We start from the raw sequence: 26,925 nt of genomic DNA, 5'->3' as shown, positions 1-26,925 counted from the left end.
AACCCGCGTCGGCCCCTGGCTCCGCGGGTTTTTTGTTGCGTCCTCGCCTGCCGTATCGCCGAGCCTGGCGCCGCGCCGCCCGTCAGGCTCCGACGCGGAACACCCGATCGCCGCCGATCACGTAGCGCCGCTCGTCCGCACGAGGCGCCCCCACATCATGCCCGCCCGTGAACGCGCCGAACGCCGGCAACACGCCCGCGCGCGCGCCGAAGCGAAAACACGGCAGCCGCAGGCGGTCGCCCTGCCCTTTTAGCGCCAGTACCGGATGCTCGTGGCCGGCCAGCGCGTAGGCGCCGTCGATTTCCCCCGGGTGATGGCACAGCGCCCATGGACCGAGCCGATAGGGCTCGGCCACCGTCTCCACGCCGAATTCCGCGGCCAGCGCGCCCGCATGCCGATCGTGGTTGCCCTCCACCAGCACCAGCCGCAAGCCCCGATGTGCACGCCGCCATGCCCGCAGCGGTGCCAGGGTGTCGTCCGCATGCGATTCGCGCGCGTGCAGCAGATCCCCGAGAAACACGATCGATTCCGGCAGATAGCTCGCGATCAAGCGATCGAGCCGCGCCAGCGTTTCGCCGGTCGAGCCGGCCGGCACCGGAATGCCGCGCGCGCGAAACACCGCGTCCTTGCCCAGGTGCGCATCCGCGACCAGCAGGCAGCCGCGCACCGGATCGAAGGCCGCGCGCTTCGCGCTCAACATCAGCGGATGGCCGTTCAGCTCGATGGTCAGCGCATCGGCGCTCATGATCCGCGCCCGCCGCGCGCCGCGGTTTTTTCGAGATCCGCGAGCATCCTCGCGACCCGATCGGCGAGCGTCTCGGTGCTCAGCTTCTCGCGCAGCCGCCCCACGATCAACGGAAACGCGAACGGCGTCGGCTTGTCGGGCGTGCTCAAGGCCAGCCGGCTGGTGCTCATGCGTTCCAGCGCCGCACGCATCCGCTCCAGCTCGAGCTCCTGCTCCAGCACCTCCTGGTCGGCCTGGGCGAGCAGCAGGTTGCCGCTGTCGTGCCGGCGAAACACCTCGTAGAACAGGCCGCTCGAGGCCTGCAGTTGCCGCGCGCTTTTCTGTTGCGCCGGATGTCCCTGGAACACCAACCCCGACACCCTGGCGATCTCGCGAAAGCGGCGCGCCGACAGCTCCGACGCATTCAGGCTCGCGAGGATGTCGTGCTCCAGTCCATCCGGCGAAAACAGGCCGCCGTCGATCAGCGCGCCCCAGTCGAACGGCTGCGCGGACAGCAGCTCGAAGCCGTAGTCGTTCATCGAGATCGAGAAGGTGCTCGGCCGCTCGCGCGCGACCCGCCAGGCGATCAGCGAGCCGAGCCCGACATGCGCGGTGCGGCCCGCGAACGGGTAGCAGAAGAAATGATGTCCTTCGCGGCTGCGGACGGCCTCGGCGACCAGCACGCCGGGCGCGGGCAAGGCCGACCAGGCGGCCTGCAACTCCAGCAGCGGACGCACCGCGCGCATTTCCGGCTCGTCGAAGATGCCGTCGGCGGCCCGCGCGAGCATCGCGAGCGCGGCCTCGGCCAGTTCCGACGACAGCGGCATCCGGCTGCCGGCCCATTGCGGGATCGCGCCGCGCGTCGAGCTCGCGCGCTTCACGTAGGCCGTCATGTCGCGCACGCGGACGAGTTCGAGCGCCCGGCCGCCGAAGGTGAACACGTCGCCCGGTTTCAGCCGGGCCACGAACGACTCCTCCATCGCCCCGATCCGGCCGCCGGACAGGAACGCGACCTGGATCGTCGCGTTGCCGACGATGGTGCCGATATTGTTGCGATGCCGGCGCACCAGTTCCTCGCGCGGCACGCGATAGACCCCGTCGTCGCCGACGACCACGCGGTGATAGTCGGGATAGGCGCCCAGCGAGGTGCCGCCGCGCTCCACGAAGGCGAGCGCCCAATCGAACTCGGCCTCGCCCAGATCCCGGTAGGCATAGGCGCGTCGCACCTCGGCGAACATCGCGTCGCGCCGGAAGCCGCCGCCGATCGCGATCGTCACCAGGTGCTGGACCAGCACGTCGAGCGGTTTCAGCGGCATCTCGCGCGCCTCGATCCGGCCGCCCTCGATGGCCCAGCGCGCCGCCGCGGCCTCCACCAGTTCCAGCGCATGGGTCGGCACGATGGTCACGCGCGAGGTGCGCCCCGGCGCGTGACCCGAGCGGCCGGCGCGCTGCATCAGGCGCGCGACGCCCTTGGGCGAGCCGATCTGGAACACGCGCTCGACCGGCAGGAAATCGACGCCGAGATCCAGGCTCGAGGTGCAGACAACCGCCTTCAGCCGCCCCGCCTTCAGGCCCTGCTCGACCCAGTCGCGAACGCTCTTGTCGAGCGAGCCATGATGCAGCGCGATCAGGCCGGCCCAGTCCGGGCGCCGTTCGAGCAAGGCCTGGTACCAGAGTTCGGCCTGCGAGCGCGTGTTGGTGAACACCAGCGCGCTGGCGGCCGCGTCGATCCCGTCGGCCACCGCGCCGACCTGGCGCGTGCCGAGATGGCCGCCCCAGGGGAAGCGCTCGATGGTGTCCGGGATCAGCGTATCGACGACGAGCGGCTTCGGCAGCGTGCCGCGCACCAGCGCGCGCGGCGTGCGCACCGCGTGCAGCAGCGCGTCGCTGGCCAGCGGCAGGTTGCCGAGCGTCGCCGACAAGCCCCATACCTGCAGATCCGGCCGCCACGCCGCGAGCCTCGCGATGGCGAGCTGGACCTGCGTGCCGCGCTTGCTGCCGAGCAGTTCGTGCCACTCGTCGACCACCACCAGCCGCAGCTGCGCGAAGGTGTCGCCCGCGTCGACGCGCGTGAGCATCAGCGAGAGGCTTTCCGGCGTCGTCACGAGCGCCGACGGCATGCGGCGATCCTGCCGCGCCCGCTCGCTCGACGGCGTGTCGCCGGTGCGCAGGCCGACCGTCCAGGGCACCGACAAGTCGAGCACGGCGCCCTGCAGGGCACGCGCGCTGTCGGCGGCCAGCGCGCGCATCGGCGTGATCCAGAGCACGGTCAGCGGCGCCGGCAACGGGCCGCGGCGGGACGATGCCGCGCCCGGCCACGCCGCGTTCGCCTCGGCGTAGGCGGCCAGCGCGCCGAGCCAGACCGCCAAGGTCTTGCCGGCGCCCGTCGTGGCATGCAGCAGGCCGCTGGCGCCGCGTGCGATCTCGTGCCAGACCTGCCGCTGGAAGTCGAACGGCTCGCGGCGCCGCGACGCGAACCAGGCGGCAATCCGCCCGGCGATCGGCTCGGCGGCACGCGCCGCGTCGAATTCGAAGGTGGCCGGCACAAACGCTTCGGCGGCCGCATCGTGTCGCGCCTGTGCCGCCCGGCTCAATGGAATCCGGCGCCCGCGCGGCGCGCGGCGGCCGGGCGGCGCCGTCTCGGCCCGCCCGGAATCGCCGCCGGCAGGCGCGGCGTGCCCCGTGTCGACTCTGCCTGCCGACCCGCCGGCGGGTTCGACGTCGACACCGTCGCCGAGCGCCCCTGCCTCGCGCCGATCGCGCCGTCGCGCCGCGCTCATGCCGGCGCCTCGTCCAGGAAGCCCTTCAGCATCGCCAGCGTGTCCGCGTCCTCGATCGATTTGTCGGTGCGCCAGCGCAGCATGCGCGGGAAACGCACCGCGATCCCCGATTTGTGCCGCGTGCTGGCCTGGATGCCCTCGAAACCGATCTCGAACACCAGGCTCGGCGTCACGCTGCGCACCGGGCCGAACTTCTCGATCGTGGTACGCCGCACGATGGCGTCGACCTGGCGCATCTCCTCGTCGGTCAGCCCCGAATACGCCTTGGCGAACGGCACCAGGGTGCGCACGCCGTCCATCTCGTCCCACACCGCGAAGGTGAAGTCCGTGTAAAGGCTCGCGCGCCGGCCATGGCCGCGCTGCGCGTACAACAGCACCGCGTCGATCGCGTAGGGATCGATCTTCCACTTCCACCAGGTACCGGCGGCCTTGGTGCGCCCGACGCCGTACATCGAGGCGCGCTGCTTCAGCATCAGTCCTTCGACGCCGCGCGCGCGGCTCTGCTCGCGCAGCGCCGCCAGCGCCGGCCAGTCAGCCGCCTCGACCAGCGGCGAGACGCGCAGCGCCACGCCGGCCTCGCCGGCCGGCAAGGCTTCGGCCAGCGCCTCCAGCCGCGCGCGACGCCGCGCGAGCGGTTCGGTGCGCAGGTCGCGGCCGCCCTCCTCGAGCAGGTCGTAGGCGCGCAGCGCGGCCGGCGAATCGGCGAGCACGCGCTTGCTGAGCGACTTGCGCGTGATGCGCGGCTGCAGCCTCGCGAACGGCAGCGGCGTGTCGGCTCCCGGCTCCCAGGCAAGGATTTCGCCGTCGACCACGGTGCCCTCGGGCAAGGCCTCGCCGAGCGCCGCCAGCTCCGGAAAGCGCTCGGTCAGCAGGTCCTCGCCGCGCGACCAGATCCACACGCGCCCGGCGCGCTTCACCAGTTGCGCGCGGATGCCATCCCATTTCCACTCCACCAGCCAGTCGCCGATCGGGCCGAGCGTGGCCGGATCGGCCTGCAACGGATGCGCCAGGAAGAACGGATAGGGCAGCCCGAGATCGCTCTCGTGCGTGGCGACGGCGACGGCATCGCCCTGCGGCTCGGCCGCGATCAGCCGCAGATAGCGCGCGGCGTCGGGCGCCTGGCGGGAATCGGTCCAGCCGACCATGCGCTGCGCGATGCGCTTGTGATCGACGCCCGCGACGGCCGCCAGCGCGCGCACCACCAGTTGACGCGACACGCCGACGCGAAATCCGCCGCCGATCAGCTTGGTCAGCAGGAAACGCTCGCTCCAGTCCAACTCGTCCCAGTAGCCGACCAGGCGCTCGCGCAGGGCCTCGGGCTCGCTGCCGCGCAAGGTCAGCACGCGCGTCTCGATCCATTGCGCCAGGCCCAATGACGAGGCGCGCGTGGCGGGCGGCAGCACGTGCGCGATGGTCTCGGCCAGATCGCCGACCGCCTGATACGACTCCTCGAACAGCCAGTCGGGCAGCCCGGCGCGATCGCGCGCGCATTGCGCGAGCAGGCGGGTCGGCACCGACTGGCGCGGCTTGCCGCCGGCGAGGAAATACGAAGCCCAGGCGGCATCCTCGGGTTCGGCCGCCGAGAAATAGGCGACCAGCGCCTCGAGCTTCACCTGGGTCGAGGTGGTCGCATCGAGCGCCGCATACAGGGCCGCGAATCGTTTCATCGCCGGGGCTCCGCGCTCTCGTGCTCGCCGGCGTCCGGGGCCGACGGCGGCGTCCGCCGCGAGGGCGACGTATCGGCTGCCGCGCCCACCGCCGCGCTCGGCGCGGCATCCGACGCCGCCTCCGGCGCGGGTGCGCCTTCATCGGCCTCGTCGCCGTACTCGGTCGCGAACGCGCCCGCCTGCTTGCCGTGCTCATTGAGCCAGCGCACCATCGGCTCGACCTGTCCATGCGTGACGATCACGCGAGCGGCGCCCGTCGCGTCGATCGCCTGCAGCAGCCCCGGCCAATCCGCGTGATCCGAGAGCACGAAGCCGCGATCGACGCCGCGCCGGCGTCGCGTGCCGCGCAAGCGCATCCAGCCGGAGGCGAAGGCATCGCTGTAGTCGCCGAAACGGCGCATCCAGGCGCTGCCCTGCGCGGACGGCGGCGCGATGATCAGCGCGCCGCGAAACGCGGCCTTGTCGCGCGCGGGCACCTCGGAGACCAGGCGCGTGTCGGGCAGATCGACGCCCGCCTCCCGGTACGCGCGATTGAGCGGCTCGACCGCGCCGTGGCAGAAAATCGGGCCGATGCCGCGATCGATGCCGGCCAGCACGCGCTGCGCCTTGCCGAACGCATAGCAGAACAGCACCGAGGCCCGGCCTTCGGCCGCATTGTGGCGCCACCACGCGTCGATGCCGGCGAGGATCGTCGCGGTCGGCTCCCAGCGATAGATCGGCAGGCCGAAGGTGGACTCGGTGATGAAGGTGTCGCACCGCACCGGTTCGAACGGCGCGCAGGTCGGATCCGGCTCCAGCTTGTAGTCGCCCGAAGCGACCCAGACCCGGCCGGCATGCTCGACGCGCACCTGCGCCGAGCCCAGCACGTGGCCGGCGGGATGCAGCGACACGCGCGCATCGCCGAGCGCGATCGCTTCGCCATACGGCAGGGCCTGCACCTGAGCCTGCGGCAGCCGCGAGCGCAGCACGCCGACACCGGGCCGGGCAGCGAGATATCGGCCATGCCCGGGGCGCGCGTGGTCGGCATGCGCATGCGTGATCACGGCGCGCTCGACCGGGCGCCAGGGGTCGATGTAAAAATCGCCGGCCGGGCAGTACAGGCCCTCGGGGCGGGCGACGATCAGATCGGAGGATGAATCCACGCCACTTCCTTCGTCGGATTGCGGGACGGCAGGCGCGAATCGGGCGGAACGGGCCCAGGCATGGGCCGGAGACGCCGTCCGGCGGTACTGCCGCTTGCGGTTTACGGGCCCGGTGCGCCAGCGCCGCCGCACCGCTTGGGCGGGCAGCGCGGACGCGACGGTTTCGGACACGCTCATCATGCCCTAGCCAGATGCATGCCCGCCGCGCTCGGGTTCGACCGCGGCATGCGGATCGGGGCGCCAACGGCCAAACCGTCGACGACGGCACCGCGCGGCTCCCGTCGCTCCGCCGCGCATGTCACGGCCCGGATCGAAGCGCCTGGCCGCAAAAAGAAAACCCCGCCGGGCACGCCGGCGGGGTCGAGAAACGCGGCCGGCCGGTTCGCCGGCTGCCGTCAGGACGCGTCGGACAGCACGATGTTCGCGGTCTTGCTGGGGTCGCCCGCCAGGCCCATCGAGGCGGCATCGTCGGTCGAATACGCGTAGGCGTGGATCGCATCGCCGTCGCCGGCGCTCTTGCCGTCCGACAGCGTGACCGTCATGTTGGTCGCGTTGCCGCCGAAATCCTTGTTGCCGTCCACCTTGCTGATATCGGGATTGCCGGCGCCGCCGGGCTGGCCGTTGTCGGCGCCGCCGTCCTCGTACAGCACCTCGTCGGGATGCGTGTTGCCGCTCGCGTCCGACGGCGAGATCCGCACGCCGATATCGCCCGAGCCGGCCACGAAGGTCCCCGTCTGCCCCGGCTGCAGCGTGATGGTCCCCTTGTTCTGCCCCTGCACCGAATAGGTGAAGGACTCGGGGCGATTCGTGTCGTTGGTGACGTTGAAGGTCTTGTCGTTGCCGGTACCGGTGTTCACCACCTTCACCGAATCGGGGCTCACGCCGTTGCTGGCGGCCGCTTGCGGCACGCCGCCGGCATTGGTGCCGAGCCCTGCGGCACCGGGGGCGGGGGCGGGGGCGGGACCGCCGCCGGACGTGCTCGCATCGGCGCCGGCCGGCGGTGCTGCCACGGCAGACGGGGTCGCCGCGGCAGGCGTCGCAGCCGCCGGTGCACCGCCGCCGCCCGCCGCGCCCGAAGGATCGGCGGCGAGCTGCGGAAACGAACCGGGCGAACCGCCACCGCCCGCGCCTGATGCCCCGCCGACCTTGTTGTCGTCGTCGGAGCTCATCCGCGCCAGCAACTGGTGGATGGCGTTGTCGAGCTGCTGCAGCAACTGGATCAACTGGCTTTGCGCGCCGTTGGCGCCGCCGAGCGCGTCGATGCCGTTGCTGCCATTCACGTTGCCGATCGCAAGGGACATGTCGAACCCCGAGGAAGGTGAGATTCCCCAAGCCTAAAGGCGAGCGGCACGGCGAGGCCGTGCCGGCGGAAACGATGTACGCCGATCCGAAGCAGGCGATGAAAATTCGCGCCGCGCGACCTCCCGACGTGCAAGGGGCCGGATCCTCACTCGCCGCGTTCGCCGATCGGCAAGGGCTGGCCCCGCTCCAGCGCGGTGAGGCGCCCGCCCGCGCCGAGCTTGGCGAAGCTGTCCTCGAGCTGGGCCTGGGTCTCCTTGAGATGCACCCAGCCTTCGTTGTGGACAGCGACCAGCCGTGCCTCGGGAAACGCCTGCGCCGCCGCGAGCGCATCCTCGCTGCCCATCGTCATGCGGAAATGCCCCCGAGGCTCGACTGCCCCCGTGAACAGCACCACCACGCGCGGCGAGCAGCGCCGCGCGACTTCCGCCGTGCCCTGATACCAGACGGTGTCGCCCGTCACGTAGACCAGGTCGCCCGGCTCGTCAATGCCGAGCACGAAGCCGATCACGTCGCCCGAATACGGCTCGATGCCGACCGGCCCGTGGCGCGCCGGCGTCGCCGTGACCAGCAGGCGCAGGCCGTCGCGCGTCGGCAGCGTGCGCGTCTCGAAGGGCGCGAGACCAGGCGCATTGCCGCCCAGCCGCCGCGCCCCGGCCTGCGTCGTGTAGACCAGCGGCACGCGCGGCAGGCATGGTCGAGATTGTCGAAATGGCGGTCGTGGCTGAGCAGCACCGCGTCGAGCGCGCCGATCTCCTCGACCGACAAGGCCGGCCCGGTGGTCTTCTCGAAGCGAAGCGGCTGCTCCTGGTAGCGCCCGGGCGGATCGAAGGTCGGATCGGTCAGCAGGCGCACGCCGTCATTCGATCAGCACCGTCGGGCCGCCGATCAGCGTCAGGGTCAGGTCTGGCGCCTTCATCGCGAGTTTCCTGTTCGGTTGGTGGAGGAAGCCATGCTAGGCTGCCGTTCCATGTTCGAAAATTCCCAAACTCTCGACAATGGCTGATCAAATTCGTCCAACGCCCGACTGGGAGGACATCCGCGTATTCGTCGCGCTGGCGCGTCACGGCAGCCTGTCGGCGGCGGCACGAGCCCTGTCGGTGTCGCATGCCACCATCTCGCGGCGCCTCCAGTCGCTCGAACAGGCGCTGGGCGAACGGCTGGTCGAGCGCCGCCCCGACGGCTACGTGCTGACGGCGGCCGGCACCCGCACGCTCGGCTCGGCCAGCGAGATGGAAGCCGCCGCCGCGCAACTGGGCCGCGGCGGCCCCGACGACAGCCCGCGCGGCCTGGTGCGGATCAACGCGCCGCCCAGCCTGGCCCAGCACTTCCTGATCGCGCGGCTGGCGACGCTGACCGCCCGCCATCCCTCGCTCGATATCGATCTCGCCTCGGACTTCCGGGCAGTCAGCCTGGAGCGGCGCGAAACCGATATCGCGCTGCGCTTCGGACGGCCCGAGGACGGCGACGTGCTGGCCCGCTGCGTCGCGACCCTGGGTTACGGGCTGTTCGCCGCGCCGTCGCTGGCCGCCGGGCTCGCGGCAGGCGCCGCGCCGGTGTTCGTCGGCTTCGACGAGGCCAATGCGCACCTGCCGGAGGCGGCCTGGCTCGCCCGGCATTTCCCGAAGGCCCGGCTGGCGCTGCGCGGCGGCAGCTACCTGGCCCAGGCCAGCGCGGCCGGCGCGGGCGCGGGCGTCGCCCTGCTGCCGAATTTCATCGGCCGCGCCGATCCGGCGCTGGTGCCGTGCCGGCTGGCCCATGCGCCGCCGGCGCGCGAGATCTGGCTGCTGACGCGGCGCGAGGCCCGCAAGGACCTGCCGACGCGGACCGTCGCCGATCATCTCGGGGAAGTGTTCGCGGATGCGGCCGACGAGCTGGCCTGAGCCGGACGCACGCAGCCGTGCCCCGTCGCGAACCAGGCAGGAATGGGAATTAACGCGGGGAACGGAAAAACAGACGGGAAGATCGAGCAAGACGCCAGCGGCGGCGCCTTCCTTCTTGCGCGAGATGCGCGCGGCCCGCAAGGGGCCGTGCCTCGATCCGACAGTGACGGCGGGATCAGTTGTCCTGCGGACACTGCAGGTTGCAGCCGTCCGGATCGCCCAGGTCGCCCTTCTTGCGGGCTTCCGTGCGCTTGCCGGTCTGGTACTTCTTCGACGGCGCCGAGGCAGCGAACTGCATCTGCGGATGCTCGTTGAACTTGAACTGGTCGGTCAGGATGCCGCCCGGCACGCCCGGCGCATTCTGCGCGAAGGACACCGAGGCGACGGCGGACAGCACGCCGACCGTGAGGCCCACGGCGGCAAGATTGGCGAGGAGTTTCATGACGTCTGGCGCCGTGTCGCGGCGCGATGGCTGGAATTGTTGGCTAAACGAAAAGCGTAGCGCAAATGCGCGCCGCTTGCATTGGCCACGGCTTGCCTCGCGTTACCGGCGGTTTCGGGGACAGGCGAATTCCCGTCCCCCCGACGGCCCTCTCGCCCCGCTCAAACCGCCGTGGTGCCCGACAGGCCGTCCGCCACCGACAGCAGCGTGCCGCAGGCGGCGGGATCGTAGCCGTCGAGCCCCGCCACCGTCTCTCGATAGGGTTCGTCGCGCAGCAGCGACAGCGCGCCCGCCAGCGGCGGATCGCCGAGCCGCCCCTGCTCGCAGGCGAAGTAATAGTCCTCGTCGACCACCGGGATGAAGGCCAGCCCGAAGTGATGCGCGGCCGGCTCGACGCCGAAGCCCAGATCGGCCATCCCGCTGGCCACGAAGGCCGCGATCGCCGAATGGGTCAGCTCGGCCGAGGCATAACCGTTGATCCGCTCGGGATCGACGCCGATCTCGCGCAGCGCCAGGTCGAGCAGCATGCGCGTGCCGGAACCGGGCTGGCGGTTGACGAAGCGCACGTCCTCGCGCGCCAGGTCGGCCAGCCCCACCACGCCCTTGGGATTGCCGCGCGGGATGAACAGGCCCTGTTTGCGCCGCGTCAGGTGGATCAGCACGTGGCGCGTGTCGTCGAGCCAGGGCCGGTAGATCTGCGCGCAATTGGCGCGGAACGCGCCGCGCGGCAGATGGAAGCCCGCCATGTCGCACTCGCCGCGCGCCAGTGCCTTCACGGCCTCGACGCTCTCGCGGTACTTGATGTCGACCTGGGCATGTCCGTCCACCAGGGCCGACACCAGGGCCGCCACCGCGTAGCCGTGCGAGGCGTGGATCCGCAGCGCGCCGGGATGCTGGGTCAGGCGGCGATTCAGCTCGCTGGCCACCTCGGCCGCCAGCGCCCGCAGATTGCCGCCGAGCCGCTCGCCCACCAGCCGCTGCGCGCCGATCACGGCCGCGCCCAGCTCCGAGAGCGAGGTGCCCTTGCCGCGCGCGGTCTCGATCAGCGCGCCGCCGACGCAGGCTTCCAGCGCCCGCAGCAGGCCCCAGGCGTGCCGGTAGGACAGCCCCTTGGCCTCCGCGGCCTGCGCGATGCTGCCGGTGGTCGCGACCAGCTCGAGCAACGGCACCACATCGGACAGGCTCGCCGTCCGCCCTTCGCTGTCGCGCACGATCAGATGTGCGTCGCATTCGACTCGAATCATTTATGCAGCCTCATTTCTTATTGCGACCTGAATTCTAACGGCTTATCGTCTTCAACACTCGATCAAACAGCAGTGTCAGTGCCCGGTTATATGCAGTAGCCGTGCATATAGACCTGGAGGAGCTCAGGATGTCCCCATCCCCCGTTTCAGCGGACGCGCTGGTGTCCCGGCACGCGCGCGCCGATCAATCGCTGGTCGCGATCCTGCACGCGATCCAGGACGAAGCCGGCTACGTGCCCGAGGGCTGCGTGCCGCTGCTGGCCAAGACCTTGAACCTGTCGCGCGCCGAAGTCCATGGCGTGTTGACCTACTACCACCACTTCCGCACCACCCCGCCCGCGCGCGTGACGATCCAGCTGTGCCGCGCCGAAGCCTGCCGCAGCCTCGGCGGCGAGGCGCTGGTCGAGCACGCGCAGGCGCGCACCGGCTGCCGCATCGACCAGGGCGCTCAGGGCGACGTCGAACTGGAATCGGTCTACTGCCTCGGTTTCTGCGCGCAGTCCCCATCCGCGATGATCAATGGTGAACCTCACGCGCGCATGACAGCGGCGCGTTTCGATGCGCTGCTCGCCGCGGCCGATCTCAAGGAGCCCGCATGAGCCAGGCCGCAGTCCGCATTTACGTTCCCCGCGATTCGGCCGCGCTGGCCGTCGGCGCCGAGGCGCTGGCGCGTGCCATCGCGGCCGAGGCCGCCGCGCGCGGCCTGGCGATCGAGCTGGTCCGCAACGGCTCGCGTGGCCTGCTCTGGCTGGAGCCGCTGGTCGAGGTGGCCACGCCGGCCGGTCGCGTCGGCTACGCGAATCTCGACGCGGCCCAGGTCGGCGCGCTGTTCGACGCCGGCTGGCTCGAGGGCGGCGAACATCCGTCGCGCGTCGGCCTGGTCGATGAACTGCCCTACCTGAAGAAGCAGCAGCGGCTGACCTTCGCGCGCATCGGCATCACCGATCCGCTGTCGATCGACGACTACCTCGCGCACGGCGGCCTGGAAGGGCTGCGCCGCGCGCTCACGCTGGACGGCGCCGCGGCCTGCGAGGAACTGATCGAATCGGGCCTGCGCGGACGCGGCGGCGCCGCGTTCCCGGCCGGCATCAAGTGGCGCACCGTGCGCCAGGCGCAGGCGACGCAGAAGTACGTGGTCTGCAATGCCGACGAGGGCGACTCGGGCACCTTCTCCGACCGCCTGGTCATGGAAAGCGATCCCTACTGCCTGATCGAAGGCATGATCATCGCCGGCGTGGTGACGGGCGCCACGCAAGGCCATATCTACGTGCGCAGCGAATACCCGCACGCGATCGCCACGCTGAACCACGCGATCGAGCGAGCCCGCGCGGCCGGCTGGCTCGGCGCCGACGTGCTCGGCTCGGGCCGAGCCTTCGAGCTGTTCGTCGCCAAGGGCGCCGGCGCCTATGTCTGCGGCGAGGAAACGGCCCTGCTCGAATCGCTGGAAGGCAAGCGCGGCGTGGTGCGCGCCAAGCCGCCGCTGCCCGCGCTGCAGGGCCTGCACGGCCAGCCCACCGTGATCAACAACGTCATCACGCTGGCCACCGCGCCGATCATCTTCGCGCGCGGCGCCCAGTTCTACCGCGACTACGGCATGGGCCGCTCGCGCGGCACCCTGCCGTTCCAGCTGGCGGGCAACATCCGCCAGGGCGGCCTGGTCGAGCTCGCGTTCGGCGTCACGCTGCGCGAGCTGCTGTTCGAGTTCGGCGGCGGCACCGCCAGCGGCCGGCCGGCGCGCGCCGCCCAGGTGGGTGGGCCGCTCGGCACCTACCTGCCGGACAGCCAGTGGGACATCCCGCTCGACTACGAAGCCTATGCCGCGGTCGGCGCGGTGGTCGGGCACGGCGGCATCGTGCTGCACGACGACACCTCCAATCTCGCCGAGCTCGCCGAATACGCGATGCAGTTCTGCGTGCACGAGTCCTGCGGCAAGTGCACCCCGTGCCGGATCGGCTCGACGCGCGGCGTCGAGACCATCGCCCGGATCCGCGCCGGCGACACCTCCGAGCGGCAGGTGCACCTGCTGCGCGAGCTCTGCGACACCATGATGGCCGGCTCGCTGTGCGCGATGGGCGGCATGACGCCGTACCCGGTGCTCTCGGCGCTCGACCACTTCCCGGAAGATTTCGGACTCGGCGGCGCCCATGCGGCAGCCAAAGCCGCGGCCTGACAGGAGACAAGCGATGTCCACCCAAGCATTCGATTCCTCGCGCGCCGGCGGCTGCGGCTCCGGCAACTGCGCCTGCAAGAGCGCCGCGCAAGCGCGGCGCGATCCCTTCGACGATACCGACTACGGCACCCCGTTCCGCCACGCCGACACCGACGTCACGCTCGAGATCGACGGCCAGTCGGTGACCGTGCCGGCCGGCACCTCGGTGATGCGCGCGGCGGTGGAAGCCGGCGTGCACGTGCCCAAGCTGTGCGCCACCGATTCGCTCGAACCCTTCGGCTCGTGCCGGCTGTGCCTGGTCGAGATCGAGGGCCGGCGCGGCACGCCGGCCTCCTGCACCACGCCGGTCGAGGCCGGCATGAAGGTGCGCACCCAGAGCGATCGGCTGCAGGGCCTGCGCCGCAACGTGATGGAGCTCTACATCTCCGATCACCCGCTCGACTGCCTGACCTGCCCCGCCAACGGCGACTGCGAGCTGCAGGACATGGCCGGCGTGGTCGGCCTGCGCGAGGTGCGCTACGGCTTCGAGGGCGACAACCACCTGAAGGCGAAGAAGGACGAGTCGAACCCCTACTTCAGCTACGACCCGTCCAAGTGCATCGTCTGCAACCGCTGCGTGCGCGCCTGCGAGGAAACCCAGGGCACCTTCGCGCTGACGATCGCCGGGCGCGGCTTCGAATCGCGCGTGGCCGCCGGCGAGGGCGGCAGCTTCATGGAATCGGAATGCGTGTCCTGCGGCGCCTGCGTGGCGGCCTGCCCGACCGCGACGCTGCAGGAAAAGACCGTCAGCTTCATGGGCCAGGCCGAGCACTCGGTGGTCACGACCTGCGCCTACTGCGGCGTGGGCTGCTCGTTCAAGGCGGAGATGAAGGGCTCGCAGGTGGTGCGCATGACGCCCCACAAGAACGGCCTGGCCAACGAGGGTCATGCCTGCGTGAAGGGCCGCTTCGCCTGGGGCTACGCCACCCACAAGGACCGCATCACCAAACCGATGATCCGTGAAAAGATCACCGACCCGTGGCGCGAGGTGAGCTGGGACGAGGCACTGAACTACGCCGCCTCGCAGTTCCGCAAGCTGCAGGACAAGTACGGCCGCGACTCGATCGGCGGCATCACCTCCTCGCGCTGCACCAACGAGGAAACCTACCTGGTGCAGAAGCTGGTGCGCGCCGCGTTCGGCAACAACAACGTCGACACCTGCGCGCGCGTATGCCACTCGCCGACCGGTTATGGCCTGAAGACCACGCTCGGCGAATCGGCCGGCACCCAGACCTTCGCCTCGGTCGCGAAGGCCGACGTGATCGTGGTGATCGGCGCGAACCCGACCGACGGCCACCCCGTGTTCGGCTCGCGTCTGAAGCGCCGCGTGCGCGAAGGCGCCAAGCTGGTGGTGATCGACCCGCGCCGCATCGACATCGTCGACAGCGCGCACGTGAAGGCCGCGCATCACCTGCAACTGCGCCCCGGCACCAATGTCGCGATGATCAATTCGCTGGCCCACGTGATCGTCACCGAGGGGCTGCTCGACGAGGCCTTCATCGCCGAGCGCTGCGAGACGCGCGCCTTCGACGAATGGCGCGCCTTCGCCGCGCGCGAGGAGAACTCGCCCGAGGCCAACCAGGCGATCACCGGCGTGCCGGCCGAGCAGGTGCGGCTGGCCGCGCGGCTCTACGCGAACGGCGGCAACGCGGCGATCTACTACGGGCTCGGCGTGACCGAGCACGCGCAGGGCTCGACCATGGTGATGGGCATCGCCAACCTGGCGATGGCTACCGGCAACGTCGGCCGCGAAGGCGTGGGCGTCAACCCGCTGCGCGGCCAGAACAACGTGCAGGGCTCCTGCGACATGGGCTCGTTCCCGCACGAGCTGCCCGGCTACCGCCATATCGGCGACACCACGGTGCGCGCGCAGTTCGAGGCGGCCTGGCAGGCGACGCTGCAGCCCGAACCGGGCCTGCGCATCCCGAACATGTTCGACGCGGCGCTCGACGGCAGCTTCAAGGGCCTCTACTGCCAGGGCGAGGACATCGTCCAGTCGGATCCGAACACGCAGCATGTGGCGGCCGCGCTGTCGTCGATGGAATGCATCGTGGTGCAGGACATCTTCCTGAACGAGACCGCCAAGTACGCGCACGTGCTGCTGCCGGGCTCGACCTTCCTCGAGAAGGACGGCACCTTCACCAACGCCGAGCGCCGCATCTCGCGCGTGCGCCGCGTGATGCCGCCGCTGGCCGGCTACGCCGACTGGGAAGTCACGCTGCTGCTGTCGAAGGCGCTCGGCTACGAGATGCAGTATTCGCATCCGTCCGAGATCATGGACGAGATCGCCGCGCTCACGCCGACCTTCTCGGGCGTCTCCTACGAGAAGCTCGACCAGCTCGGCAGCATCCAGTGGCCGTGCAACGAGGCGGCCCCGGAAGGCACGCCGACCATGCACATCGACGGCTTCGTGCGCGGCAAGGGCCGCTTCGTGATCACGCAGTTCGTGGCCTCGCCGGAGAAGGTCAACGCGCGCTACCCGCTGATCCTGACCACCGGCCGGATCCTCTCGCAGTACAACGTCGGCGCGCAGACGCGCCGCACCGAGAACGTCCACTGGCACGACGAGGACCGGCTCGAGATCCATCCGCACGATGCCGAGGAGCGCGGCATCCATACCGGCGACTGGGTCGGCATCGAGTCGCGTGCGGGGCAGACGGTGCTGCGCGCGCTGGTGTCGGACCGCATGCAGCCGGGCGTGGTCTACACCACCTTCCACTTCCCGGAATCTGGCGCCAACGTGATCACCACCGACAGCTCGGACTGGGCCACCAACTGCCCCGAGTACAAGGTCACGGCGGTGCAGGTGCTGCCGGTCACGCAGCCGTCCGAATGGCAGCAGCAGTATTCGCGCTTCAACACCGAGCAGATCGGCCTGCTGCAGCAACGCGAAACGGCCGTGCCGGCCGGTTCGGGCAAGTGAGGAGGCGCGCGTCATGAAGGTCGAACACCTGGTCACGATGGCCAACCAGATCGGCACCTTCTTCGCCTCGATGCCCGATCGCGGCGAGGCGGTGAACGGCGTCGCCGATCACATCAAGCGCTTCTGGGAGCCGCGCATGCGCCGCACCCTGCTCGCGGTGCTCGACGAGCCCGAGGGCGAGGTGTTCCACTCGCTCGAGCCGATCGTGCGGGAGGCGCTGCTCACGCATCGCGCGCTGCTCGAACCGGCGGCCTCGCCGGCCGTCTAGGCGGGCCGCGGCAGGCAGGCGGCGCGACTCGACGGGCCGCATACGACAAGGCGCCGACATGCGAGATGCATATCGGCGCCTTTCTCTTTGGATCCGCCCTTTCCCGCCGTCACGCGCGCCGGTCGACCGCCGCGAACCACGTCTCGCAATGCCTGAGCAGCGCGTTCGCGTCCGACGCGGATCGGCCGCGCGCGGCCAGGTAACCATCGGGCCGGATCAAATAGAAACAGGGCCGCGTATGACCATAGGCCTCGTCGAGCGGCGGCGCGCCGTCCTCGTCGGTATCGATCACGCGCCAGGTGCGGATCGCACCCGGCATCAGCCGGTCGAGCGCCTGCGCCAGGCGGCTGCCGTCCGGGTCGCCGGCCTGCACGGCATCGCCCGCCTCGCCGGCCGGCCCCGCCTCGAGCAGCAGCAGGGTGAAGTGCGCGGGGTCGTGCAGGTCGAACACGCGCGCCACGCCGGGCGCGCCGCCCAGGGGGCCGTCCAGCACTCGCAGCAGCGCGTCGGGGGCGCGTTCGCCCGCGCGCGGGCCGCCGTCCAGCACGCGTTCGAGCGTCAGCGGGCTGCGCCGGTACTGCACCGCCAGTTCGCTGACCGAGCGGCGCAGCGCATCGCGCACCGGGCCCAGCGAGGCCAGCACCGGCACGACGTGCTCGCGCAGCAGCTTCAGCGGCCCGTGATCGGCCTCCACCACCTGGGTGATGAAGCTGGTTTGCCGCAGCACCTCGCGTTCGATCGGATGGCGCTCGGCGTGATAGGTGTCGAGCAGCCGCTCCGGCGCCCCGGCCGTCAGCACGCGCGCGAGTTTCCAGCCGAGGTTGAAGGCTTCCTGGATGCCCGTGTTCATGCCCTGCGCGCCGGCCGGGCTGTGCACGTGCGCGGCGTCGCCGGCGAACAGCACGCGGCCGATGCGCAGATGCTCGATCATGCGGCTGTGCAGATGGAAGTAGGACGACCAGCCCAGTTCGTCGATCGCCAGATGCGGATCGATGCGCTCGCGCACCAGGGCACGACAGGTTTCGAGGGAAGGCGCATCGTCGTCTGCACCGCCCTTGCCAAGCTCGCTCGAAGCCTGCGCCGCGGGTGCGCCTTCGCGCTCCGCCCCTTGCGCATCCCGCGGCGGCCGATCGGCGACGATCCGGTAGCGCCCATGCCCCAGCGGCAGCATCCCCGCCAGGCCGTCGTGCGTCGCATGCAGGTGGATCTCGTCGTCGGGCCAGCCCGGTTCGGCGGCGACGTCGGCCAGCAGGAAGGTCTGCTCGAAGGCATGGCCGGCGAAGCTCGCGCCCAGCAGGTGCCGCAGCGTGCTGTGCGCGCCGTCGGCGGCAACCAGCCAGGACGGCGCCAGTGTTTCCTCGCGCCCATCCTCGTGTTCCAGCAGCACGCGCAGCGTCTCGCCATCCTGGCGGCAGCGCGAGAGCTTGACGCCGCGCTCGATCAGGATGTCGAAGGAAGCGAGATGCTCGGTGAGGATGCGCTCGGTCTCGGTCTGCTCCAGCATCAGCAGATAGGGATAGCGCGTCTGCAGCGGATCGAAATCGAGCTCGGCGATTCGGCGCCCGGCCGATACCAGGTGCGCGACGCGCGCGCGATGCCCGAGCTCGAGGAAGGGCTCGACGATGCGGTGCTGTTCGAGCAACTCCAGCGTGCGCGCCTGGATCCCGATCGCGCGCGAATGCGGGGCCGGCCGGCGGGCCTGGTCGACGATGCGCACGGGCAGTTTGGCCTTCGCCAGCGACAGCGCGGCCGCCAGGCCGGTGGGCCCGGCGCCGACGATCAGCACCGGCGCGATATCCAGCGGGACGGCAAGCATCTCGACCTCCGCGATCCAGGACGGTCCCCAAGTCTACGCCCGCCGCCGCACGCGTTCCAGACGCCCATTCGTAAATGGACGGGCCCGGCGCGCGCTGTGGGAAAATGCGTCTTTCTCGCCAGTCTTGCGTCATGGAATCCGTTTTCGATCGCGCGTTCGCGGCGCATCGGGCAGGCCGCCTGGCCGAGGCCGAGCGCGACTACCGCGCCGCGCTCGCGGCCAACCCGTCCGATGCCGATGCACTGCATCTGTTCGGCGTGCTGCGCCATCAACAGGGGCAGAACCAGGAAGCGGCCGATCTGGTCGGCCGCGCGGTGGAGCTGCGCCCGAACGATGCCGCGCTGCACCTCAATCTCGGCAATGCGCTGAAGGCGCTGGGCCGGATCGACGACGCGATCGTGCGCTTTCGCAACGCGCTGACGCTGGCCCCCGACTTCCCGCTCGCGCACTACAACCTCGGCAATGCCTATGCCGCGCAGGAGCGTCACGAGGATGCGGTGGATGCCTTCGAGCGCGCGCTGCGGCTCTCGCCCGGCGATGCCTCGATCCACAACAACCTCGGCAACGCGCTCAACGCGCTGGGCCGCCACGAGGCGGCCTTCGCCGCGTTCCGCCGCGCGCTGGCGCTGCGACCGGGCCATGCCGGCGCGCACAACAACCTCGGCATGGCGCTGGCCGCGCTCGGCCAGGCCGACGAGGCCGTCTCCCACTTCCAGGCGGCGATCGCCTCCGAGCCGCGCTTCGCGGCCGCGCATTTCAATCTCGGCAATACGCTCGACGCGGTGGGCCGCCACCAGGAAGCGGTGCAGGCCTTCGAGACGGTGCTGGGCCTGCACCCGGCCTTCCCGCTCGCCTTGCTCGGGCTCGGCAATGCGCTGGCCGCGCTAGGCCACCACGCCCAGGCACGCGCGCGCTACGAGCGCGCGGTCGGCCTCGATCCCTCCCTGGTGCTGGCCTGGCTCAACCTCGGCACCGCGCATCATGCGCTCGGCGCGCACGAGCTGGCGCTGCGCGCCTTCGACCAGGCGCTGCGCCTGGCGCCCGACCACACGCTGGCGCGCATGCATCGCGCCGTCACCCTGCTGACGTTGCGCGACTTCCGGCGCGGCCTGCCCGAATACGAGGCGCGCCACGCGTTGCCCGGCGCGCCCGCGGCAGGCGAGCCGCGCTGGCATGGCGAGCCGATCGAAGCGCGCACGCTGCTGGTTCGTGCCGAACAGGGTTTCGGCGACACGCTGCAGTTTGCGCGCTTCGTGCCGCTGGCGCGCGAGCGCTGCGCGCGGCTGGTGTTCGAGGTGCAGCCCGAGCTGCTGTCGCTGTTCGCGCCGCTGGCCAAGGCCTGGCGCGTCGGCATCGTGGCGAGCGGGCAAGGCCGTCACGGCGCCGATCTCGGCTGCTCGCTGCTGAGCCTGCCCTTCGCGCTCGGCCTGGACTTCGACGAGATCCCCTCGCGCACGCCCTATCTGTCGGTACCCGACCACGCGCGACGCCGCTTTCGCGGCTCGCTCGGCGGCCAGTCCAGGCGCAAGCTCGGCATCGTCTGGTCGGGGCGGCGACAGGTACAGGAGAATCGCGCCGCGCCGTTCGCCGCGCTCGCGCCGCTGTTCGAGATTCCCGGCGTCGACTGGATCGTGCTGCAGCCGGAGCTGTCGGCCGAGGATCGCGCCGCGCTCGCGGCGCACCCGCAGCGCGCGCGCATCCATCGTGCCGAGGGGCTCGACGATTTCGCCGCCACCGCCGCGCTGATCGACCGGCTCGACGGCGTGGTGGCGATCGACACGGCCGTCGCGCATTTGACGGGCGCGCTCGGCAAGCCGCTGTGGCTGATGCTGGCATTCGCCGCCGACTGGCGCTGGTTCACCGGCGAGGACAGCCCCTGGTACCCGCGCGCCGAGCTGTTCCGCCAGCGCGAGCCGGGCGCCTGGGATCCGGTGGTCGCCGCGGTGGCGGCGCGCATCCGGGCCGGCTAAGGCGGCGCATGCGGGCCGGCTTCATGCCGCCCGCCTCGCAACGCAAAAGGGAGCGCCGAGGCGCTCCCTTTTTCCTTGTGCCGCGCCGGCGCTGCCCGCGGCAGCGCCGTGCTCAGACCGCCTTGTATTGATTGCGCGATTCCGGCGTGCGATACAGCACCAGGGTCGCGATCAGGCCGCAGATCGCCGCCACGCCGAGCCACAGCCCCGGCGCCGCCTTGTTGTGGGTCTCGTGGATCAGCAGGGTCGAGATCGCCGGCGTGAAGCCGCCGATGGTGGTCGCCAGGCTGTAGGCCAGCGAGAAGCCGGCGGTGCGCACCTCGGCCGGCATCACCTCGGTGAGCGCCACCACCATCGCGCCGTTGTAGGAGCCGTACAGGAAGGACAGCCACAGCTCGACCAGCAGCAGGCGCAGGAAGGACGGCTCGGCCACCAGCCATTGCACGGCAGGATAGGCCGTCAGCAGGGTCAGCACGGTGAAGGTGATCAGCACCGGGCGGCGGCCGATGCGGTCCGAGATGCTGCCCCAGACCGGCAGCCAGACCAGGTTCGACAGGCCGACGCAGACCGTCACCACCAGCGCGTCGATCGAGGACAGGTGCAGTTCCTCCTTGCCGAAGGTCGGCGTATAGGCCGTGATCATGTAGAAGGACACGGTGGTCATGATCACCATGCCCATCCCGGCCAGCACCACGCCCCAGTTCTTCAGCATCGACTGCATGATCTCGCCCATGCTCGGGCGATGGCGGCGCGCCAGGAACTCGTCGGTTTCCTTCAGCGAACGGCGTACAAAAAACAGGAACGGCACGATCAGGCAGCCGATCAGGAACGGCACGCGCCAGCCCCAGCTCGTCATCTGCTCGACCGGCAGCACGCTATGCAGCACCACGCCGACCAGCGCCGCGAACACCACCGCCACCTGCTGGCTGCCCGACTGCCAGGCGGTGTAGAAACCCTTGTTGCCCTTGGTGGCGATCTCGGACAGGTAGACCGACACGCCGCCCAGCTCGACCCCGGCCGAGAAACCCTGCAGCAGGCGCCCGAGCAGCACCAGGATTGGCGCGAGCATGCCGATGGTGCTGTAGCCGGGCACGACGGCCACAGCCAGCGTGCCGAGCGCCATCAGGCCCAGGGTCAGGATCAGGCCCTTGCGGCGGCCGTGGTGGTCGATATAGGCGCCCAGCACGATCGCGCCGACCGGCCGGATCAGGAAGCCCGCGCCGAACACCGACAGCGCCAGCATCAGCGAGGCGAACGCGTCGCCGCTCGGAAAGTAGGTCTTGGCGATCGCCGAGGCGTAATAGCCATAGACCATGAAGTCATACATTTCCAGGAAGTTGCCGCTGACCACGCGGAATACGGTCCTGGCCTTCGATTCCGACTGGACGGAGGTGTGGGTCGCTGTAGACATTGTGTTATCTCATCTAGCTTTCGCGCGAAGCTCGCGCAGCGTGTGGTGTCGCCGCACCGGGGCCGGCCGTAGGGCGGCCGACCGGCGCCCGCAGACTGTACCGCAGTGTCGCGCAATTCGCTGCGCCAAGGTATGCGGGGAAGTGATGAGAAGCGCGACGTTTCTTGCAAATCCATTACATATCGAGCAAGAAGACGGCTTGGTGAGAAAGGAAATTGTCAGGAAGGATGCGGGCGGGCGCCCGCATTCCTCATTTCGCTGCCGGCGACAGGCCGCGTTCGTTCTGCTGCTGGAGCTGCTGCACCTGCCGTTCGAGATCGCGCAACTGCAGCCGCGAGGCACGCTGCTCCACTTCGAGCGCCCGAGCCTGGTCCTGCGCGGCCTGCTGGCGGGCGTCGATCTCGCTGCGCTGCTGGCGCGCCAGGTCGAGGTCGGTCTGCAGGCGCTTGGCGTGATCCTCGGACAGGCCGATCACGCGCTCGAGGAAGGTTTTCTGCGCGGCCAGCTCGGTGCGGCGCAGCTCGATATCCGATAGCTGCACGGTCTGGTCGGCAAAGTTCTGGTAGACCATCTCCGCGCGCGGCCGCTCCTGCGACTTGACCACGCGCCAGAAATGCTTGTCCTGGAACAGCGCCACGTAATAGGTCATCTCGGGCGGATAGAACAGCAGGCTCGCGCCGTAGCTGCCGTTGTAGGTGGTACGCATCTCCGTGAGGCGATGCTCGCGCAGCATGCCCATCAGCTCCGCGACATTGCCCTGCGCCTCGCCCGCCACCGGCGAGGACGAGGCGGCAGCGCCCTGGCCGTCGTCGGGCGTCAGGGTGGTCACGTCGGGGCGCGTGCCGGCCACCGGCGGCGCGGATTCCGGCATGGCCTGGGGCACCTCGGCAGGCGCCTGCGCCGCCGTGTTATCGGCCGATGCGACGCCCGCCGCGTCGGCCGCGCTGGCCACGCCGGCCGCCGACACGATCATGGCCAGCGCCAGCCACGATGCCGCGCGACCGAGGCCGGCGAGCTTGCTCCGCTTGTTCAAGCTGAGGCTCCTGATGGATGGGAAGACGCGCGATTATCGCCTGAAAACGCCAGGCGGCCGCCAGCGGAAACCGCAGGACGGCCGCCTGGCGCAAGATGCACGGCGCGATCGGATGCGACTCGGTCAAGGACGCGCTTCGGCGCTGCGCCCCGCGACTGCTCTTCAGGGTCGTGCTTAGAGCCGTGTCTCGCGCGCGGCCCGCAGGAAGGTGTCGAGCAGCGGCGTGCAGTCGAGCAACTCGGCGCCGCCCGCGCGATGGAACTCCGGATGCCACTGCACGCCCACCACGAAGGGCGCGCGGCGATAGCGAATGGCCTCGATAATGCCGTCCTCGGCCGACACGGCCTCGATATTGAGATCGCGGCCGAGATCGCGGATCGCCTGGTGGTGGATCGAGTTGACCAGGGCATCGTGACGGCCCGGGAACATGTTGGCCAGCGTCGAGTTGTCGGGGAAGCGAATCGCGTGGCGATGCTGGTCGTAATGCTCGCTGACGTGCACGCCCGCGGTCGGCACGTCGGTGGCGATGTCCTGGTAGAGCGAGCCGCCGAACGCGACGTTGATCAACTGGCAGCCGCGGCACACGCCGAGCACCGGCTTGCCCGACTCGACGAACTCGTGCAGCAGCTCGAGTTCGTACATGTCGCGCACGCGATCGCCGGGCCATTCCGGGCGCGCGTCCGAGGCCGCGTAGGTTTGCGGCGAGACGTCGGCGCCGCCCTGCAGCAGCAGCCCATCCAGGTGTTTCGCGTAGTCGCGCAGGCGGATGTTGCTCGGGTGCAGCATGCCCTGGTGGCCGACCGTCGGGATCATGAACACCAGCACGTCGCGCGACATCACCCAGTGCGCGATCGACTCCTCCAGGTATTGAAGCGTCTTGCCGCGCAGGCCGCTGGCGCCGGGTTCGGGATGGAAGATGCGGGCCGACACGCCGATGCGCAGCGTGCGCTGCGTGATGCGCTGGCCGGCGCGATCAAACAGGCGCCGGGCGCGCGCCGCTATGATGCGGCCGAACACCGACCAGGGCGTATCGCTCTGCTTCAGGTAGGCGGGTGGTGCCGCCGGCTGCGCCGAGGCAGGCGGCGGACGAGCGGTCTCGAAGTCGGGCGCGGCGCCGAAACCGGGCGGTGGCGCGCCGGGCTTGGCACCGGCCGGCTCGCTCGCCGCACCCGCGGCTGCGGGCGCAGGCGGTATCCCGGCCGCGGCCGCGGCCGTGGCAGCAGCGGCCGCGGCCGGATCGGGCGGCGCGATCGCCGGCTCGACGGCCACGTCCTGGGCGGCCGGCACCTGCGCGGCAAACGCCGCCGGCGAAGGTTTCGGCGGTTCGGGAGACGGTGCTGCGGCGGGATTCGGATCGGCCGCATCGGCAGCCGGGGTGAGGTCCGGGCGAACTCCGGACGGCGGTGCGGAAGGCGTGTTTTCGCTCATGACGAGGGTCTGGCGCGTCTGTCACGCGTGGGTTCGACGAAGGTCCATTATCCTTCAGACCCGCATCAGCGGCAAATCGGCCCACCCGCGCTGGACGCCCGCCGGCGATGCCCCTACCATCGTCTGCCTGCACCTCGCCCGTCGGCAGGCCCGGCGTCGCCTGGCTTTGCCGGCGGCGCAGGGTGCGCCGCCCTCGCCGCTCCATCCGACTCCCGCTCCGAAGCCGAACCCGCCATGACGACCTTCGCTCCGTTCCCTCCGCTTGCCACCCTGGCCGCCGATCTCGCCGCCGGCCGCACCACCAGCCGCGCGCTGGTCGATACCGCGCTCGAGCGCATCGCCGCGCCCGATGGGCAAGGTTCGATCGCCTTCACGGGCGTCGATGCCGAGGCCGCGCGCACCGCCGCCGACGCGCACGACCGCCTGCGTGCGGCCGGCACCGTGCTCTCGCCGCTGGCCGGCATCCCGATCTCGGTGAAAGACCTGTTCGACATCGCCGGCCAGCGCACGCGGGCCGGCTCGCGCGCGCTCGACGACGCGGCGCCCGCCAGCGCCGACGCGCCCGCCGTGGCGCGGCTGCGGCGCGCCGGCGCGGTGATCGTCGGACGCACCAACATGAGCGAGTTCGCCTTCTCGGGGCTCGGCCTCAATCCGCACTACGGCACGCCGCGCTCGCCCTACCGGCGCGAGGTGGCAGGCGAGGCGCGCATCACCGGCGGCTCCTCGTCGGGCGCGGCCGCCTCGGTCGCCGACGGCATGGCCGCGGTCGCGCTGGGCACCGACACCGGCGGCTCGATCCGCATCCCCGCCGCGCTCTGCGGCCTGACCGGCTTCAAGCCGACCGCCAGCCGCGTGCCGCGCTCGGGCGGCGTGCCGTTGTCGACCACGCTCGACTCGTTCGGGCCGATCGGCGTCTCGGTGGCCTGCTGCGCGCTGGTCGACCGGATCCTCGCCGGCCTGGCGCCGCGCGTGCCGGCCGCGCGGCCGCTCGAAGGCGTGCGGCTCGGGGTGCTCAATCATTATGTGACGGACGGCATGGATGCCGAGGTCGGCGCCGCCTTCGACGCCGCGCTGCGCCATCTCGAGGCGGCCGGCGCGATCGTCTCCGACCTGCGTTTCGCCCCGCTCGACCGCCTGCCCGAGATCAACCGCTTCGGCTTCTCGCCGATCGAGGCCTATGCCTGGCACCGGCCGCTGCTGGCCGATCGGCGCGACCAGTACGATCCACGCGTGCTGGCGCGCATCCTCAAGGGCGAGACGGCCAGCGCGGCCGACTACCTGGACCTGATCGCCGCGCGCGCCGCCATGCTCGACGAGGCCGAGCAGACGCTCTGGTCGCGCGTCGACGCGGTGCTGGCGCCGACCGTGCCGGTGGTGCCGCCGCGCATCGCCGAGCTGGAAGCCGACGACGAGGCCTTCGGGCGCACCAACGCGCTGATCCTGCGCAACCCGAGCGCCTTCAACTTCCTCGACGCCTGCGCACTGTCGGTGCCCTGCCATCCGCGCGACGCGGCGCCGGTCGGGCTGATGCTGGCCGCCGGCCCGCATCGCGACGATGCCCTGCTGGCGATCGGCCAGGCGGTCGAGGCGGTGCTGGCGGCGATTCGCTGAATCCGCGAGGCGGGCGGCATGCAGGCCGCGGCTGGAGCCGCGCCCGCCGCCTTGGCGGCGACGGCCTCGACCGCCGCGCACGAGCCTGACGCCCGGCCAACCGCCGCGCCAGCTTTCGCGCCCGGCACTGCCACCGCGAGCCAGCTTCCGCCCGGGAATCCCGCCCAGCGCACGAAAACAGCGGCCCGTTCGCGATAAAATCCGACCACTCCATTTTCGGGACCGACCACCGATGAACGATTTCTCGCTGTCGCAGCGCCGCGAGCGCCGCCTCCTGACGCTGCTCGGCGTCGTCTGCGTCGCCTTGCTGGCGGGCGCGCTGTACCTGCAGTTCGTCAAGGGCGAGGATCCCTGCCCGCTGTGCATCATCCAGCGCTACTTCTTCGCGCTGATCGCGATCTTCTCCTTCCTCGGCACCGGCCTGCGCAGCTGGCGCAGCCTCGCCGTGATCGAACTGCTGATCGTGATCGCCGCGCTGGCCGGCGCCGGCACCGCCCTGCACCACCTGCAGATCCAGCTGCACCCGGGCTTCAGCTGCGGTTTCGACACGCTGCAGCCGATCGTCGACAGCCTGCCGCCCGCGCACTGGCTGCCGAGCGTGTTCAAGGTGGCCGGCCTCTGCGAGACGGCCTACCCGCCGATCCTCGGCATCCTGCTGCCGGGCTGGGCCGCGATCGGCTTCGTGGTGATCTTCCTGGCCGTGGCCGGCAGCCTGGTGCGCAATCGCCGCCGCATCGCGCGCGGGGTCTGAGCCCGTTCCACGCGCCTCGCGCGGCGGCCCCGGGCGCGCCGCGCACCCCGTTCGGCGTAAACACCTAAGTCACGCCGGGGCCCGCCGGGCCCCGTCCCTCCAGTCGCATCGCGGCCCGCCCCGGCGGCCGCGCCTGCCCCGCGCGGCGGCCTTCGCCGCGCGTCGGCAGGGTCCGTCGACGCCGCCCGCGCGCTCGACGTACTAGGATCGACATGATCGCCTCCAAATAGCCCGCATCAGCCAGGGAAAATATTTCCCGGAATTTGCGGTGCTATCGTCAAAACCGGATGGCGATCTACGTGCGCGAGGCTGGAGTCCTCGAAG

General features: G+C 70.9%; 20 protein-coding genes. 8 read left to right on the top strand and 12 right to left on the bottom strand.

Annotated elements, in window-relative coordinates:
* Nucleotides 1-82 precede the first annotated feature (82 nt).
* The 6 genes from pdeM to BM43_RS28315 all read right to left on the bottom strand — a co-directional run bounded on the left by pdeM (nucleotide 83) and on the right by BM43_RS28315 (nucleotide 8,294).
* Complete coding sequence (gene pdeM / locus BM43_RS28340; RefSeq protein WP_017918759.1) at nucleotides 83-745, bottom strand: ligase-associated DNA damage response endonuclease PdeM; 663 nt, start codon at nucleotides 743-745, stop codon at nucleotides 83-85.
* Nucleotides 742-3,504 carry a ligase-associated DNA damage response DEXH box helicase gene (locus tag BM43_RS28335; protein WP_036052409.1) on the bottom strand — a complete coding sequence of 921 codons (2,763 nt, stop codon included), beginning with the start codon at nucleotides 3,502-3,504 and terminating at the stop codon, nucleotides 742-744. Before BM43_RS28335 ends, pdeM begins: the two co-directional genes overlap by 4 nt.
* Entirely contained in the window at nucleotides 3,501-5,171 is a 1,671-nt protein-coding gene (locus tag BM43_RS28330) for an ATP-dependent DNA ligase (RefSeq protein WP_036052416.1), read from the bottom strand. Before BM43_RS28330 ends, BM43_RS28335 begins: the two co-directional genes overlap by 4 nt.
* Nucleotides 5,168-6,313: a ligase-associated DNA damage response exonuclease gene (locus tag BM43_RS28325; protein ID WP_036052418.1), complete on the bottom strand. Its 1,146-nt coding sequence runs from the start codon at nucleotides 6,311-6,313 to the stop codon at nucleotides 5,168-5,170. Before BM43_RS28325 ends, BM43_RS28330 begins: the two co-directional genes overlap by 4 nt.
* Nucleotides 6,314-6,708: 395 nt before the next feature.
* Nucleotides 6,709-7,614, bottom strand: a complete 906-nt coding sequence (locus BM43_RS41410) for a hypothetical protein (protein WP_036052420.1) — start codon at nucleotides 7,612-7,614, stop codon at nucleotides 6,709-6,711.
* Nucleotides 7,615-7,760: 146 nt separating this feature from the next.
* Nucleotides 7,761-8,294 carry an MBL fold metallo-hydrolase gene (locus BM43_RS28315; protein WP_230676295.1) on the bottom strand — a complete coding sequence of 178 codons (534 nt, stop codon included), beginning with the start codon at nucleotides 8,292-8,294 and terminating at the stop codon, nucleotides 7,761-7,763.
* 316 nt (nucleotides 8,295-8,610) lie between these two features.
* Here BM43_RS28315 and BM43_RS28310 point away from each other — a divergent pair, with 316 nt between their 5' ends.
* Nucleotides 8,611-9,495, top strand: a complete 885-nt coding sequence (locus BM43_RS28310; RefSeq protein ID WP_017921567.1) for a LysR family transcriptional regulator — start codon at nucleotides 8,611-8,613, stop codon at nucleotides 9,493-9,495.
* Nucleotides 9,496-9,670: 175 nt separating this feature from the next.
* Here BM43_RS28310 and BM43_RS28305 read toward each other — a convergent pair whose 3' ends face one another.
* Both BM43_RS28305 and BM43_RS28300 read right to left on the bottom strand, forming a co-directional pair.
* A complete protein-coding gene (locus BM43_RS28305) occupies nucleotides 9,671-9,937 on the bottom strand; it encodes a hypothetical protein (protein WP_013696982.1) in 267 nt (88 codons plus the stop codon).
* A gap of 161 nt (nucleotides 9,938-10,098) precedes the next feature.
* The gene (locus BM43_RS28300) at nucleotides 10,099-11,181 is read right to left on the bottom strand and encodes a substrate-binding domain-containing protein (protein WP_036037611.1); all 1,083 of its coding nucleotides are present in this window, start codon (nucleotides 11,179-11,181) and stop codon (nucleotides 10,099-10,101) included.
* A 128-nt stretch (nucleotides 11,182-11,309) separates the two neighbouring features.
* Here BM43_RS28300 and BM43_RS28295 point away from each other — a divergent pair, with 128 nt between their 5' ends.
* The 4 genes from BM43_RS28295 to BM43_RS28280 are packed head-to-tail and all read left to right on the top strand — an operon-like array spanning nucleotide 11,310 to nucleotide 16,581.
* Entirely contained in the window at nucleotides 11,310-11,780 is a 471-nt protein-coding gene (locus BM43_RS28295) for an NAD(P)H-dependent oxidoreductase subunit E (protein ID WP_017921565.1), read from the top strand.
* Complete coding sequence (locus tag BM43_RS28290) at nucleotides 11,777-13,351, top strand: formate dehydrogenase beta subunit (RefSeq protein WP_036052421.1); 1,575 nt, start codon at nucleotides 11,777-11,779, stop codon at nucleotides 13,349-13,351. Before BM43_RS28295 ends, BM43_RS28290 begins: the two co-directional genes overlap by 4 nt.
* 13 nt (nucleotides 13,352-13,364) lie before the next feature.
* A complete protein-coding gene (gene fdhF, locus BM43_RS28285) occupies nucleotides 13,365-16,313 on the top strand; it encodes a formate dehydrogenase subunit alpha (protein ID WP_036052422.1) in 2,949 nt (982 codons plus the stop codon).
* Between the two features lie 13 nt (nucleotides 16,314-16,326).
* Nucleotides 16,327-16,581 carry a formate dehydrogenase subunit delta gene (locus tag BM43_RS28280; RefSeq protein WP_017921496.1) on the top strand — a complete coding sequence of 85 codons (255 nt, stop codon included), beginning with the start codon at nucleotides 16,327-16,329 and terminating at the stop codon, nucleotides 16,579-16,581.
* 109 nt (nucleotides 16,582-16,690) lie between these two features.
* Here BM43_RS28280 and BM43_RS28275 read toward each other — a convergent pair whose 3' ends face one another.
* Nucleotides 16,691-18,397, bottom strand: a complete 1,707-nt coding sequence (locus BM43_RS28275; RefSeq protein ID WP_036052423.1) for an FAD-dependent monooxygenase — start codon at nucleotides 18,395-18,397, stop codon at nucleotides 16,691-16,693.
* Nucleotides 18,398-18,528: 131 nt separating this feature from the next.
* Between BM43_RS28275 and BM43_RS28270 the strand changes: the two genes are divergently transcribed.
* Nucleotides 18,529-20,367: a tetratricopeptide repeat protein gene (locus tag BM43_RS28270; RefSeq protein ID WP_036052424.1), complete on the top strand. Its 1,839-nt coding sequence runs from the start codon at nucleotides 18,529-18,531 to the stop codon at nucleotides 20,365-20,367.
* A gap of 112 nt (nucleotides 20,368-20,479) precedes the next feature.
* Here the strand turns inward: BM43_RS28270 and tcuC are convergent, their stop codons facing one another.
* The 3 genes from tcuC to BM43_RS28255 form a co-directional block, all read right to left on the bottom strand.
* Complete coding sequence (gene tcuC, locus BM43_RS28265) at nucleotides 20,480-21,778, bottom strand: MFS transporter (RefSeq protein ID WP_025100592.1); 1,299 nt, start codon at nucleotides 21,776-21,778, stop codon at nucleotides 20,480-20,482.
* 250 nt (nucleotides 21,779-22,028) lie between these two features.
* On the bottom strand, nucleotides 22,029-22,811 hold the full coding sequence (locus tag BM43_RS28260) for a DUF2968 domain-containing protein (protein ID WP_036052426.1): 783 nt from the start codon (nucleotides 22,809-22,811) through the stop codon (nucleotides 22,029-22,031).
* A 174-nt stretch (nucleotides 22,812-22,985) separates the two neighbouring features.
* A complete protein-coding gene (locus BM43_RS28255) occupies nucleotides 22,986-24,239 on the bottom strand; it encodes a gamma-glutamyl-gamma-aminobutyrate hydrolase family protein (protein ID WP_036052427.1) in 1,254 nt (417 codons plus the stop codon).
* A 234-nt stretch (nucleotides 24,240-24,473) separates the two neighbouring features.
* Here BM43_RS28255 and BM43_RS28250 point away from each other — a divergent pair, with 234 nt between their 5' ends.
* Both BM43_RS28250 and BM43_RS28245 read left to right on the top strand, forming a co-directional pair.
* Complete coding sequence (locus tag BM43_RS28250; protein ID WP_036052428.1) at nucleotides 24,474-25,850, top strand: amidase; 1,377 nt, start codon at nucleotides 24,474-24,476, stop codon at nucleotides 25,848-25,850.
* 232 nt (nucleotides 25,851-26,082) lie between these two features.
* Nucleotides 26,083-26,601, top strand: coding sequence for a disulfide bond formation protein B (locus BM43_RS28245; protein ID WP_036037593.1), 519 nt, complete (start codon nucleotides 26,083-26,085; stop codon nucleotides 26,599-26,601).
* Nucleotides 26,602-26,925: the final 324 nt, after the last annotated feature.

The sequence above is a fragment of the Burkholderia gladioli genome (genome assembly GCF_000959725.1).
GTDB classification, from domain to species: domain Bacteria; phylum Pseudomonadota; class Gammaproteobacteria; order Burkholderiales; family Burkholderiaceae; genus Burkholderia; species Burkholderia gladioli.
The sequence above is the reverse complement of the archived record's forward strand: the minus strand, read 5'-3'. Positions and strand labels throughout refer to the sequence as shown.